This is a genomic window from Leptolyngbya sp. FACHB-261 (assembly GCF_014696065.1).
Classification (GTDB): Bacteria; Cyanobacteriota; Cyanobacteriia; order FACHB-261; family FACHB-261; genus FACHB-261.
On the sequence record NZ_JACJPL010000031.1, the window covers coordinates 555,753 to 567,851 of the forward strand.

The 12,099-nt window shown below is 51.7% G+C and carries 14 protein-coding genes; 7 read left to right on the plus strand and 7 right to left on the minus strand.

The annotated features are described in order from the left end of the window. Positions 1–138: 138 nt before the first annotated feature. Complete coding sequence (locus H6F94_RS27665) at positions 139–1,575, plus strand: dihydrolipoyl dehydrogenase family protein (RefSeq protein WP_190805481.1); 1,437 nt, start codon at positions 139–141, stop codon at positions 1,573–1,575. Here the strand turns inward: H6F94_RS27665 and H6F94_RS27670 are convergent. Then, positions 1,572–2,348: an RNA polymerase sigma factor SigF gene (locus tag H6F94_RS27670; RefSeq protein WP_190805482.1), complete on the minus strand. Its 777-nt coding sequence runs from the start codon at positions 2,346–2,348 to the stop codon at positions 1,572–1,574. The two genes, H6F94_RS27665 and H6F94_RS27670, sit on opposite strands and share 4 nt — an antisense overlap. Before the next feature lie 607 nt (positions 2,349–2,955). Continuing rightward, positions 2,956–3,783, minus strand: coding sequence for a photosystem II manganese-stabilizing polypeptide (locus tag H6F94_RS27675; RefSeq protein WP_190805483.1), 828 nt, complete (start codon positions 3,781–3,783; stop codon positions 2,956–2,958). Between the two features lie 174 nt (positions 3,784–3,957). Here H6F94_RS27675 and H6F94_RS27680 point away from each other — a divergent pair, with 174 nt between their 5' ends. After that, entirely contained in the window at positions 3,958–4,284 is a 327-nt protein-coding gene (locus H6F94_RS27680) for a hypothetical protein (RefSeq protein ID WP_190805484.1), read from the plus strand. Between the two features lie 111 nt (positions 4,285–4,395). On the opposite strand, the gene aat is transcribed toward H6F94_RS27680, so the two are convergent. The 3 genes from aat to surE all read right to left on the minus strand — a co-directional run bounded on the left by aat (position 4,396) and on the right by surE (position 7,095). Then, the gene (aat, locus tag H6F94_RS27685) at positions 4,396–4,986 is read right to left on the minus strand and encodes a leucyl/phenylalanyl-tRNA--protein transferase (protein ID WP_190805485.1); all 591 of its coding nucleotides are present in this window, start codon (positions 4,984–4,986) and stop codon (positions 4,396–4,398) included. A gap of 126 nt (positions 4,987–5,112) precedes the next feature. Then, positions 5,113–6,144 (minus strand): type I glyceraldehyde-3-phosphate dehydrogenase, encoded by a 1,032-nt coding sequence (gene gap, locus H6F94_RS27690; protein WP_190805486.1) that lies wholly within the window; start codon positions 6,142–6,144, stop codon positions 5,113–5,115. Positions 6,145–6,288: 144 nt separating this feature from the next. Continuing rightward, on the minus strand, positions 6,289–7,095 hold the full coding sequence (surE, locus tag H6F94_RS27695; protein ID WP_190805487.1) for a 5'/3'-nucleotidase SurE: 807 nt from the start codon (positions 7,093–7,095) through the stop codon (positions 6,289–6,291). 147 nt (positions 7,096–7,242) lie between these two features. On the opposite strand from surE, the gene H6F94_RS27700 reads away from it, so the two are divergent. The 5 genes from H6F94_RS27700 to H6F94_RS27720 all read left to right on the plus strand — a co-directional run bounded on the left by H6F94_RS27700 (position 7,243) and on the right by H6F94_RS27720 (position 10,723). Further along, the gene (locus H6F94_RS27700) at positions 7,243–7,590 is read left to right on the plus strand and encodes a hypothetical protein (RefSeq protein ID WP_190805488.1); all 348 of its coding nucleotides are present in this window, start codon (positions 7,243–7,245) and stop codon (positions 7,588–7,590) included. A 65-nt stretch (positions 7,591–7,655) separates the two neighbouring features. Continuing rightward, the gene (gene rpsO, locus H6F94_RS27705) at positions 7,656–7,925 is read left to right on the plus strand and encodes a 30S ribosomal protein S15 (protein ID WP_190805489.1); all 270 of its coding nucleotides are present in this window, start codon (positions 7,656–7,658) and stop codon (positions 7,923–7,925) included. A gap of 14 nt (positions 7,926–7,939) precedes the next feature. Further along, positions 7,940–8,377 carry a PAM68 family protein gene (locus tag H6F94_RS27710; protein ID WP_190805490.1) on the plus strand — a complete coding sequence of 146 codons (438 nt, stop codon included), beginning with the start codon at positions 7,940–7,942 and terminating at the stop codon, positions 8,375–8,377. Positions 8,378–8,396: 19 nt separating this feature from the next. Then, on the plus strand, positions 8,397–9,455 hold the full coding sequence (aroF, locus tag H6F94_RS27715; protein ID WP_190805491.1) for a 3-deoxy-7-phosphoheptulonate synthase: 1,059 nt from the start codon (positions 8,397–8,399) through the stop codon (positions 9,453–9,455). Positions 9,456–9,481: 26 nt separating this feature from the next. Continuing rightward, positions 9,482–10,723: a GNAT family N-acetyltransferase gene (locus tag H6F94_RS27720; RefSeq protein ID WP_190805492.1), complete on the plus strand. Its 1,242-nt coding sequence runs from the start codon at positions 9,482–9,484 to the stop codon at positions 10,721–10,723. Positions 10,724–10,771: 48 nt separating this feature from the next. Here the strand turns inward: H6F94_RS27720 and thyD are convergent, their stop codons facing one another. Then, positions 10,772–11,698 (minus strand): thylakoid membrane protein ThyD, encoded by a 927-nt coding sequence (gene thyD / locus H6F94_RS27725; protein WP_190805493.1) that lies wholly within the window; start codon positions 11,696–11,698, stop codon positions 10,772–10,774. Continuing rightward, on the minus strand, positions 11,695–12,087 hold the full coding sequence (psb28, locus tag H6F94_RS27730; protein ID WP_190805494.1) for a photosystem II reaction center protein Psb28: 393 nt from the start codon (positions 12,085–12,087) through the stop codon (positions 11,695–11,697). The genes thyD and psb28 overlap by 4 nt, the downstream gene beginning before the upstream one ends. Positions 12,088–12,099: the final 12 nt, after the last annotated feature.

Genomic DNA, 12,099 nt, shown 5'->3' on the forward strand with positions numbered 1-12,099 from the left:
TGACTTCTAGCATCTTGGACCGATATTATTGAATTGACAAGACCACCAAGCAGCGGCATTGGCACAAATCACCAAAATCTTGGTTGAAGCAAGACTACCTCAACCGCTATTCTAAGCGGACCTAGGAAGGAGCGTGCCATGCCCGTAGATTATGATCTTGTCGTCATTGGAGGTGGTTCTGCAGGCTTGACAGCGGCTCGGGAAGCAGCTTTACTCAAAGCTCGTGTCGCCCTGGTTGAGAAAGCTCAGATCGGCAACCACCTCTATAGAAACTGTATTTCTAGCGGAGTGTTGGCTCAAGCTGGCCATGTTGCCTGGACAGTGCGTAGCGCTGTTGATTTTGGTATTGCTGTTGACAATACTAGCGTCAAATTTCCTGAAATTAGTCGCCGTATACAAGGCGTAATTGAGACAATTACTGAGGCAAACTCTTTAGAGTCTCTTGCTAGGCTAGGTGTAGATGTAATTTTGGGCAGTGGTCAGTTTATTGATCGCCGCACCTTTGCTGTTAACGGACGACAATTGCAAGCTCGTGCTTTTGTTATTGCCACGGGTTCTAGTTCTAGTCGGCCTGAAATTGAGGGCTTAGACGCTATTGATTATTTAACTAATGAGCGAGTTTTTGGACTAACAGAAGCACCTGAGACCCTCACTATTCTTGGAGGAGGATCCACGGGAGTCGAATTAGGTCAAGCTTTTGCCCGACTGGGTTCTCAGGTCACTATACTGGCTGCTGGTCTCCACGTGCTGGACCGAGAAGATCCAGAGGCAGCTCGTTTAGTGCAAGCTTGCCTCGAAGCCGAAGGCATTCGGGTGCTTGGCCAAACCCAGGCAGTACGGGTTGAACTATGGAACGGTAAGCAACGTGTTTACACCAATCATCGAACTTTTGGCCCAATTGATGCAGACAAAATTTTAGTTTCTACTGGGCGTTGTCCCAATATTTCATCTTTGGGTCTGGAGGCTGCCGGTGTAAGAGTTGGTCGGCACGGCGTTATGGTAAACGCATATCTCCGAAGCAGTAATCCTCGCATCTATGCCTGCGGCGATGTTATCGGTGGTTACTGTTCTACTCATGTGGCTACTTACGAAGCCAATATTGCCTTACGCAATGCCTTATTCCTTCCGCATCGCAAATCTAACTACCGCTCTATTCCAAGAGTAGTCTTCACCTCACCTGAATTTGCTAGCGTTGGCTTCACCGAGCCCGCCGCTCATCGTCGATATGGCAAAGATGTTTGGGTGCTCAAACAAAATTTTAAAGACGTTGATCGAGCACAAACGCAAGCAGAAACCACGGGTTTCTGTAAACTGATTACTCGGAGCAATGGTCAAATCCTCGGGGCTCACATCGTTGGCCCTAGTGCCAGTGACCTAATCGCTCCGATTACTTTGGCAATGGCCCATCGGCTTCCAGTGGGCGCATTTGAGCAGCTCGTCACTGCCTATCCTACATTGATGGAGATCAACTTAATGGCAGCGCGTCAACTAGCTCAACGACAGTACCATCGCAATAGATTGCTCCAGAACCTGTTCGAAGGATTATTCAAGCTTTGTCGTGCTTGGGGAGCTTAGTCTTCAGTCACGTCCATCAAGTCTTGCAGAGATTCCAAGCCTCGCTTCACCCGTCGAGACACGGTGACAGCACTAATACCCAAGCGTTCTGCCGCTTCTTTCTGTGTCAGATCTTGTAAAAAGACGAATTCTAGAACTTGTCGGGTGCGTTGCTCGAGCCTAGCAAGTGCTTGTTGGAGACGAATCCGGTCTTCTTGGGCCAGTTGAAAGCTGCGATAGCCAGCATCCGGAACCATATCTCCCAGCGAGGTTGTGCTGTCCTCCTCATCTCGAACTGGGGCATCCAAACTCAAGGGAGAGCGGTTCTGGCAGGCTAGCTTGATTTCTTGCCACTCGGATAGCTCGATTTCCAGAGCCGCTGCCAGTTCTTCATCAGATGGCTGGCGGTGTAGCTGGCCACGCAATTCTCGTACGGTCTTGCTAGCCTGCCTCTGGAGAGCTAACCAACGGCGAGGAATACGTACGGTTGGGCTTTTATCTCGCAAATAATGCTGGATTTCGCCCCGAATGTAGGGAATGGCGAAAGAACTAAAGGCATGCCCCCTTGACATGTCAAATCTCTCGATGGCTCGAATTAGACCAAGCGCGCCCACTTGCACGAGGTCGTCATAGCTCTCTGTACATTGATTAATCCAGTGGTGAGCTTCCTTACGTACCAGACCCAAGTTGAGTCGGACTAGCTCGTTGCGGAGTTGGGCAGTGGGATAGCGCCGATACTCCTGCAAAATTTGTAGGCTCTGGCTCTTTAAATCCGCAGAGACAGGTGTAGGCATAACGAACTTTACAGAGTTAGAGAACTGAGCATCGAGTAAGTCTTCAGGTTTCACTTAATGTGTCACGGAAAAAGTCCGCTCAGCATAATGGAAACCTGAGGAGTAATTAAAGATTTGATGAAGAGCCAGAGTCCCTAATATCCATGTTGAGAATCGAACCGTGCGCCTTCAAATAACCTTTGTTGCTGCTGAGGCACTGACCAATTGGACTGCTCATCTTGATCAAACGAAGTTCGTACAGCCAGCTTGTGTAGAACTTTTGACTCTGAACTATAGATTAAAAGCTTGCACGCAGAGCAACAACGGCATTTTCACTGAAAGGTTCACAGGCCTTGGTGGGTGATGATGCTGATGGTTGAAGCTGCTGCCAGATGTAGGCTGAATCAATGTCTTTGGTTGGTGAAACATGAAAATTTTTGTAGTAGCACCTCCACACAATACGCTGACCTTTAAGAACCGTATTCAGGATCGGACCGTCAGATATGGCCAAAATGCTAGGTGTTAGAGTGAGCTGACAACAAAAAAGAGGAGCACTTGCTCCTCTCACCTAACGTGCTGAAGGCACGCATTGAAAGCTATTGAAAGCCCTAGATTAGACCTGTTGATTCTAGGCCTCAGAGGGGTCCACACGAGCGTAGAATAGCCCACGGATTTTGACTTCTCTAGGTTCCTCTGCACCCATATCAGTGTCCGAGGTTTGCTCACTCTCGAAGGTACCGGCGATTTCACCTGTGGAGTTATCTACACGAGCGACTTGAAGAGACAGATGACCAGGCAATGTAAGTTCACGCTTGATATTCTTCTCTGTCAAATCTTCCCGATCAGACTGAGCAGGAAGGGCAACCGCGTTGTCATAGCCAGCAGTTAAACCACGGCCTTTGGGATCGAGAAAGTTAGCAGTACGATAGGTGTTGACTCTGAAATCGCCTTCAAAGTCTGTAGAGGTGCTAATTGCAGACAGACCCGGTTGCGTTTCAGCCACCAATCCCTTCACCGTAAATAGCAGAGCAACGCGCTCACCACCAGGTAATTGAACTGTGATCGGCTGGTAATCAAGGCCATCTTCTTCAACGAAGCGCAGAGTACCCGCTTGGGTAGGCTCTAACTTGCCTTTCACATAGGCAATCGTTGAGGTTGAACGGGTCAGTAATTTACCAGGGACGAATTGGGCAGCTTGCCGCTTATTGGTCGGTTCTTCCTTAACGAAAAATTCGGTGGGCTGGAGGCACAAATCAGAGATTTGGTAGGACTTGCCAGAATCAATAGGAATGTTGCCTCGGCTGACGCCCTCAAGCTGAGGGCAGTTGTTAGCGAGACCAGTTCCTCTGATCTGGTCGTAGGTTAGGGGACCACTACTGGTTGGAGCATCACTGCAAGCAGTCAACAGGCCAAAACACAGAGCAATCAGGGCGGTGATTAGAGCGCGATACCTCATGACAACCTCTCAACAGAACTGAGATAGAGCCGACAGAGCAGATGATTTCAGGCGACCACAGCTAGGTCGGACCTTATTTTACACGGGCTGTGTAGCCTTTATTTGCCCTTCTTTCAAACCTGGAGATCATGGCGAGATCACAGATTTGGAAGAGGCAACCGATACAATGTCGATATGTCTAATGCCCCTTCTGGCTTGTCTGAAGACCTGAACAGGCTGAGTTCTGAAGTTCACTCTCTCGCTCAGTCGTGCCAAGGCAACGCTGTAGAATTACTGGCGCTGCTGCGCTTGCTTGAGAATCTGCATCACGAGATTCGAGATACGTTCTTTCAAGAGGCGCTACCCAGCAATCGTCAGGCTCTATACAGTCTGCTCCGAGATATTGAGAATGCTGGAGGCTGGCCTAGCATTCCCCGATTGAAACTGCGTGAACTACTCATCCGCCTTCAAGCGCAAGAGATCTTCCCTGCCGAAAATAACTCTCATCGAGATAGCCTCTGAACTTAGGGTCTAGTGACCTTAAGGTTGCAAAGCTTCAGACAAAGAGTTGCACAGATGTAGAGTTCCGGAGATGTATTTAGGTTGAGAGGAGCTCGGCTACCCTGAATCTCGTTACAGATGACAGGCTTTGCGGACTGCCTGTTGCAGCAAGTGCTGGTACTCCTGATCAGAAATGGTATAGGCCCCAAAACGATCGAGGTGGGGGTTGTTCATCTGTGCGTCAAAGAGGATAAAGCCCTGCTGTCGCAGATGTTCTACAAGTTTAACCATCGCGACTTTGGAACCCTCAGGAATGGCGAAGAACATTGATTCGCCGATGAAAGCGCCACCAATGGCAAGTCCCAGAATCCCACCTGCAAGCTGGTCTCCCTGCCAAGTCTCAAAGCTGTGAGCCCACCCCGCTTCGTATAGGGCGTGATAAATGGTCTTCAATTCTGGGGAGATCCAGGTGCTTTCTCGATTCGCACAACCCTCAACCACGTCAGCAAAAGCTTGATTTATGGCAACTGAAAATCGGTTTTGGTTGAGAACTCGTTGGAGAGAGCGAGGATAGCGGAAGCCCTTGTCTAAAGGGATGAGCGCTCGCTGTCTGCTGCTATACCAGCCCAGGCGGTCACGGGGTCCCTCCGCCATTAGGAAATAGCCTTGAGCGTAGTTGTTAATGATGGTGGGGATGTCGAACCGCAATTTGCTCACGCTCATCCCTTCGGATTCAAACCTATAAGATACAAAGCTTTGCGATAGGTTGGGGGCTCCTATTCAAGTGCCCCCAACCCTGCTAATCAAACCTGCTAATTAAAGCCGTTGCTGCTGAAAGCTATTGCAGGTCTAAGCGTTCACCAAAGAACGGCGGGCAATCAGTTGAGTCAGATCCTTAACCCGTGAGGCATAGCCGTACTCGTTGTCATACCAGGAGAGAACTTTGATTGTGTACTCGCCCAAGCTCATCGTGGAGCCTGTATCAACGATGGACGACAACGGATTGCCGACAATATCGCTAGAGACAATATCGGGGCGAGCGATGCCGAGGATTCCTTTCATGCGCTCAGAGTCCGCAGCCTGATGGAAGGCTTGGTTAACGGCATCGACGCTAACTGCTTTCTCAGTTCGGACCACGAAGTCCACAACGGAGCCAGTGAGAGTAGGCACCCGTAGGGCTAAACCATCCATCTTGCCCTTGAGGGCAGGCAAAACCTCAGCTACCGCAGTAGCAGCGCCAGTGGTTGAAGGCACGATGGAAACTGAGGCAGCACGGCCACGACGAAAATCTTTGGGATCTGGTTTATCCACCAATCCCTGAGTAGCCGTGAAAGCGTGGCAGGTCGTGAGGAAGCCCGTCTCGATACCAAAGTTATCGAGCAGCACCTTCGCTACTGGAGCTAGACAATTGGTGGTGCAGGACGCATTAGAGACAATGTGGTGCTTGCCAGGATCGTACTGATCTTCGTTGACGCCCAGCACCAGAGTTAGGTCTGGTCCCTTAGCCGGAGCCGAGATGATGACTTTCTTGGCACCCGCTTCTAAATGTTTGGCAGCTCCATCACGGTTAGTGAAGAAGCCAGTAGATTCAATGACAATGTCAACGCCTAACTTACCCCAGGGAAGACTGGCGGGATCGCGCTCGGCGAAAACTTGGAATGCAAGCTGATCACCAACACGAATTTGACCATCCTCAGCGGTAACAGGAATCCCTAGAGGACCATAAGCACTATCGAACTCCAGGAGATAAGCCAGATTTGCAGGATCGGTCAAGTCGTTGACTGCTACTACCTCAAGATCATTTTGCGGATCTTTGAGGATCGCACGCAGCAGGGCACGACCAATCCGACCAAAGCCGTTAATGCCAATTCGGGTTGCCATAGAGGGTCTACGGATTTTTTACTTTTATTCTGTTAGCACTAATCTGCTGAACCTGCCCTATCCTCAACGATTACTTCAAGCTTGTATTGCAATAGAGCGCTCAGAGCTTACGTTTTATTCAACTGCTCATTCAAATGTTTCAAACTATTTCTGTTTCAAATTGTTGAGACCACTGTTGAAACCATTGCTGAGACTCAAATGCCAAGATTCCATTACCTTCAGGCCAACTTCACTGGTGAGGTTGGGGTGTAGAGGCGTGATACTGACTTGTTTGGCTCGCACAGCCCCAATATCAGTATCGGGCTCAGCCTCCTCTTCAATAGCTTCCCCAGCCAGCCAGTAATAGATACGCCCTCTTGGATCGACTCGCTTCTCAAAAATGTCTTGGTAGCGCCGAACGCCTAGGCGAGTGAGTGCAAAGCCCTGTAACTCAGCAAAAGCAATAGGGGGCACATTGACATTGAGTAATGTCAGAGGCAATGGAGCGCGTTCAATCTGAGCCACTAGTTCACAGGACACCTGCGCAGACACGGCAAAATCAAGCGAGGTGTAACTAACCTGGCTGATGGCCAGACTGGGAATGCCCTCTAGCAACCCTTCCATCGCTGCTGACACAGTGCCAGAGTAGAGGACATCTGTACCGAGATTAGCTCCTCGGTTAACACCAGATAGAACTAGCTCTGGCGGCTCAGATAGCAAAGCATCTAGGGCCAATTTGATGCAATCCGAGGGGGTGCCAGAGCAAGCCCAAGCCTGTACTGCTGAATGGAAAATCTCGGAAATATTCTCAACTCGCAGCGGTTTGTGTAGGGTCAGAGCATGCCCTGTCGCCGAGCGTTCTCGATCAGGGCAGACAACAGTAATTGTGTGTCCTGCTTGTGCTAGGGCATTCGCTAACGCTCGCACTCCAGGAGCGAAAATTCCATCATCGTTACCGATCAGCAGACGCATAACTGAATCTGAGCTCAAGTCAATGGTTTTAGCTCAGGCTGATCGTATGCCAGATGGGACAGAATCGATAGAATCTTGGCAGGCTCAGTTACGAATAGCTGCCTCCTAAGTTTCGGAATCCTTTACGCAGGCATTGGAAGCAAATCTATGCGTTTCTCGTTTGAGGGTTTGACCAATCGAGATTTTAAGACCAGCCTGAGCACATGGGTGAGTCTGGAATTTTTGGTTTTTGTCGTTCTGCCGGTTCTGAAGATTATCCCCAGTGATAATTTACAGCGCTGGTTTCTACTGAGTCTGCCGTTGGGTCTGGGGGGCGCTTTTCTAGTCGGCGTGGCCTCTGATTTCGTTGCCAGGGCGAGAGAGGACGAGTTTGAAGGTTCACGCATAGTTCTGGTTTGGATCGGTCAGGTTGGGGGGTGGTTTGGTTTAGCAGGCATCGGCTTCCCCATGATTCTGGCGGTCAGCCGTTTTCTGCGAGCCTTTGGCAATCTGTGATTTGCCAGCGCCAGTAGAGTGCCGTGATAGGATAGTTAGCTGCTGCGAGACCTGAAACAGAAACCATGACCCTGCTGCAAGAGCGAAAGCAAGAACTCATTTCGGACTACCAAATTCACGAAACGGATACCGGTTCTCCTGACGTTCAGGTGGCGATTCTCACCGAACGGATCAACAAGCTGAGCGCCCACCTCAAAACTCACAGTAAGGATTTTGCCTCTCGCCGAGGTTTGTTGAAGATGATTGGTCAGCGCAAGCGCCTATTGGCCTACGTCCTCAAAAACGATCCCGAACGTTACCGGGCCCTACTGACTCGCCTGGGAATTCGTGGCTAGAAACCGGCAGAAAGATGACCTCTGATCCTGAGTCCGGTCAAGAGCGAGTCCGGCTCCCCTTCGAGCCAGGGACATCTCGCAAGAAGCGTTCTGAGTCTAAGCAAACTGTTCCTGTGCCCCCTTCCGCTCCGGCCCGTGGCGATAGCACCATGCCCAAGGCAGTGAGCGATCGGATTGTTCGCCGGGTCTTGACATTTTGTGGTGTGCCAACGCTGCTGGGTTTCTCAACGTTCCTGGGCAGTTACGGGTTAATTCAGAACGGTGTAGCAGTGCCCAATGCTGTAGTGCTGTTGCTTAGTATGGCTTTTCTCGGCTTAGGTGTTCTGGGCCTAAGCTATGGCGCGATTTCAGCATCCTGGGATGAAGGCCGTCCAGGGAGCAAACTCGGGTGGGACGAGTTTCGGAAGAATTTTGGCTATTTGACCGAGGCCTGGAAGGGTCAGAAGAGTTGATTGTTGCAGGGGACTGAGCATGATTGTTGTGATGAAAGTGGGCTCGCCGGAAACTGAAGTGACTCGCGTTTGCGAGGATCTGAAGGGATGGGGATTGACGCCCGAGAAGATTGTCGGCAAGCACAAGGTGGTGATTGGGCTAGTCGGTGAGACCGCGGCCCTTGACCCCTTTCAGATTCAGGAGATAAGCCCCTGGATCGAGTCGGTGCTGCGGGTCGAACAGCCTTTCAAGCGGGCTAGCCGTGAGTACCGTCATGGTGAGTCGAGCGAAGTAGTGGTTCAAACACCTAACGGTCCCGTCGTCTTCGGTGAACATCACCCAGTGGTGTTAGTGGCAGGTCCCTGCTCAGTCGAAAATGAAGAGATGATCGTAGAGACGGCGCGGCGCGTGAAAGCTGCTGGTGCGCAGCTTCTGCGTGGCGGCGCTTACAAACCTCGGACTTCGCCCTACGCCTTCCAGGGCCATGGCGAGAGCGCTCTAGGGTTACTAGCAGCAGCACGATCTGCTACGGGGCTAGGCATTGTTACTGAAGTGATGGATGCAGCGGATCTAGACCGCCTTGCCGAGGTTGCCGATATCATTCAAATCGGCGCCCGCAACATGCAGAACTTCTCATTGCTCAAGAAAGTTGGTGCTCAGGATAAGCCAGTACTCTTGAAGCGAGGCATGGCTGCCACTATCGAAGACTGGTTGATGGCGGCAGAATACGTCCTGGCCGCGGGTAACCCCAATGTCATCTTGTGTGAGCGGGGCATTCGAACCTTCGACCGTCAGTACAGCCGCAACACTTTGGATCTCGCGGCAGTGCCTGTATTACGTACGCTGACTCACCTCCCAATCATGGTGGATCCTAGTCACGGTACGGGCTTAGCTGAGTACGTACCTGCAATGGCTCTAGCTTCCGTTGCCGCAGGTGCCGACTCCCTGATGATTGAGGTACACCCCAATCCTAAGAAAGCACTATCCGACGGGCCACAATCACTGACGCCTGAGCGGTTTGATAGCTTAGTACCCGAGATTGCAGTCGTGGGCCGGGCGGTGGGTCGCTGGCCTGAGCGGCAACCGGTTCTCACCTGATGGTTTCTCGTGGTTCGGAGCCCTTGATGGGGTCCCCTGCCACGGGGCTAACAATTCGACGCGCTGAAGTGGAGGATATTCCGGCTTTGGCGCGGCTTGAGCGTTTGGCTTTTTGTCCGCAGCAGGCAACTGAACCCATTGAGCAGCAGCTTCGAGAAGATCCTGAAGCCCTAGAGGGCCAGTGGTTAGCAGTTGCAGCGGATGGGCGAGCAGTCGGAGCCTATAAGCTTCTAGACCTGAACACCGTGTTAGAGGGACAAATCCTACCTCTAGGCGGTCTGGCAGGAGTGGCCGTGTCACCAGAAGCACGGGGGCGTGGCGTAGCGAGAGGGCTGGTTCGCCACGCCCTCGCTGAGTTGCATAGCCAGAAAGTTCCTCTGGCTATGCTTTACCCATTTCAGCATGGGTTTTACCGACAGTTAGGTTGGGCGTGGGTTGGACGATTGCACCAGTACACAGTTGCCACTGACAGTCTTCCCAAAGGCTCGGAGCGGACAGGTGTTGTGCCTTGCGAGTGGGCTAAACATGGTCCTGAGTTGTGTGAGCTATACCAACGAGCTGCTCTGCGACATAACGGCTGGCTGGTCCGTCAGGAGCGCCAGTGGCAACAGTTCGCTAAGCCTCATCTAGGACGCGAGATTTTCTGTTATTTCGAGCAGGGGCGTTTGTTAGGCTACTTGGTCGTGCAATATCAGCCTGATGGGCCGCCTACAGGTTCTCGATTGTTAGTACGCGAGTGGGTAGCAGTCTCCCGAGAAGCCTATTGGGGGCTCCTAGGCTTCTTGAGCGCCATGCGCGATCAAATTAAGGCAGTTATGTGGACTACCTACCCTGAAGATCTCTTTCCCTATCTGCTGCGTGAACAACGGCGGGTTGAGAAAGAGACACTCTTTGGACTAACTCCTCGCTTTGGAGAGATTGGCGGCGGCTTTATGTGGCGATTGGTAGACGTACAGGAAGCCTTTCGTCTAAGAGTGATTAATCAGGGGCCGCCATTCATGTTGACCTTTGAAATTCAGGATCCAGAATTAGGCGAACAGGTTGTCACAGCCAACTTCACCGCAGGCCGTATGCATCCTGTAACTCGACCAGAGCCAGCAGTGCTACGCCTCTCGATCGACCACCTGGTAGAGCTATTTTGTGGGCTGCGCAAAGCCTCAGAACTGGCTTGGACACGGGAGCTAGAGTTTACAGGCGAACGGTCCTTACTCGCCCAGCTTGACCGAGCTTGGCAATGCACGCCACCTTTCTGCTGGAATGAATTTTAGTCCGTTCAAGCTAGGTTAAAGACGCTAAAGATGGCTGAGCGGCCCCATCTACAGCTGGCTGACAACCTGTTGCAAGGCGCCGTTAATTTCAGGATATTGGTATTGAAAGCCAACAGCTTGAGTTTGCTTAGGGAGCACTCGTTGGCCTTCCAAAACGATCTGAGCGGCATCCCCCAGTAAAAGTTCCAGGGCAAAGTTAGGAACAGGTAGCCAAGAAGGGCGGTTAACGGCCTTGCCTAAAGCATCACACAACTCAACCATACGCACAGGCTCTGGTGCAGTGGCGTTGAGGACACCGCTGACCTTGGAATTAGTCAGGGCGTAGAGGATTAAACTGACGGCGTCCTCGCGGTGCACCCAGGAAAACCACTGTCTGCCACTGCCAATTGGGCCGCCAACTCCTAACTTAAATGGAGGCACCATCTGGGCCAATGCTCCACCTGGAGCTAGAACAATCCCCATCCGCAGGATTACTAAGCGCACTCCCGATTCAGTAACCTTCTGAGCCTCGGCTTCCCAGGCTTTGCACACACCGGCCAGAAAGTCAGCGCCAGGAGCGCTTGTTTCGTCAAAAGTTGCAGTTTCGCTGGTGCCGTAGTGGCCAATTGCTGAAGTGCTGACCAACACTTGTGGTTTCCGCTGAGCTTGAGCAATGGCTTCAACCAAGCGCTGGGTACCAAGTTGTCGGCTCTCTAGAATCTCCCGCTTAGACTCAGCTGTCCAACGGGCGCCGAACAGAGGTTCACCAGCTAAGTTAACAACCCCATCACAGCCATCCAGGCTGCGCTGCCACTCGCCTCCCGCTTTAGGCGTGTAGGTGATAATTTCTAAATTGGCAAACTTACTGCTTGGAAACAGCTGTCGAGCTCGCTCAGGATTGCGAACTAGCAGGAGCACTTGATGACCCTGTTGCTGCAGACGTTCCACAAGACGACTGCCAACCAGGCCAGTTCCACCGGTCACAGCAACTTTCATTGGCTGGTTCCTTCCGGGGTTGAACCCCTGTAGCTTAAGCCGTTTGCCTCGGCATATCGATTCATAAAGCGCATAAAACGGTCCCAATGCTCATCGCTGATCTCAAAGCGGCAATCCATGCGCTGCAATTGGTCGCCTTCTTCGCCGCCAAAGCGAAACTGTACAGAAGAGGGTTCAACCTCAATCTCGCCCTCGACGTCAAGCAGGCGCATGGTGTTAGTGGAGGCGTGAGTGAAGCTGTTCAGCCTCTCCAACGCCTGCAGTTTCTCAAAGGTCATGAGCACGGTGCGCTCGCCAGTACGATTTGAACGTCGTAGGCTAACGCCACTGAGTTCTTCGTTTAAGCCGCTGAAGAACTGGATGACTGCAGATGCCGTGCTATCCACCATCAAAAATCCTTA

Coding starts and splice junctions, on each gene's coding strand:
- H6F94_RS27665 (WP_190805481.1), top strand. CDS start 139: ATGCCCGTAGATTATGATCTTGTCGTCATTGGAGGTGGTTCTGCAGGC.
- H6F94_RS27670 (WP_190805482.1), bottom strand. CDS start 2,348: ATGCCTACACCTGTCTCTGCGGATTTAAAGAGCCAGAGCCTACAAATT.
- H6F94_RS27675 (WP_190805483.1), bottom strand. CDS start 3,783: ATGAGGTATCGCGCTCTAATCACCGCCCTGATTGCTCTGTGTTTTGGC.
- H6F94_RS27680 (WP_190805484.1), top strand. CDS start 3,958: ATGTCTAATGCCCCTTCTGGCTTGTCTGAAGACCTGAACAGGCTGAGT.
- aat (WP_190805485.1), bottom strand. CDS start 4,986: ATGAGCGTGAGCAAATTGCGGTTCGACATCCCCACCATCATTAACAAC.
- gap (WP_190805486.1), bottom strand. CDS start 6,144: ATGGCAACCCGAATTGGCATTAACGGCTTTGGTCGGATTGGTCGTGCC.
- surE (WP_190805487.1), bottom strand. CDS start 7,095: ATGCGTCTGCTGATCGGTAACGATGATGGAATTTTCGCTCCTGGAGTG.
- H6F94_RS27700 (WP_190805488.1), top strand. CDS start 7,243: ATGCGTTTCTCGTTTGAGGGTTTGACCAATCGAGATTTTAAGACCAGC.
- rpsO (WP_190805489.1), top strand. CDS start 7,656: ATGACCCTGCTGCAAGAGCGAAAGCAAGAACTCATTTCGGACTACCAA.
- H6F94_RS27710 (WP_190805490.1), top strand. CDS start 7,940: ATGACCTCTGATCCTGAGTCCGGTCAAGAGCGAGTCCGGCTCCCCTTC.
- aroF (WP_190805491.1), top strand. CDS start 8,397: ATGATTGTTGTGATGAAAGTGGGCTCGCCGGAAACTGAAGTGACTCGC.
- H6F94_RS27720 (WP_190805492.1), top strand. CDS start 9,482: ATGGGGTCCCCTGCCACGGGGCTAACAATTCGACGCGCTGAAGTGGAG.
- thyD (WP_190805493.1), bottom strand. CDS start 11,698: ATGAAAGTTGCTGTGACCGGTGGAACTGGCCTGGTTGGCAGTCGTCTT.
- psb28 (WP_190805494.1), bottom strand. CDS start 12,087: ATGGTGGATAGCACGGCATCTGCAGTCATCCAGTTCTTCAGCGGCTTA.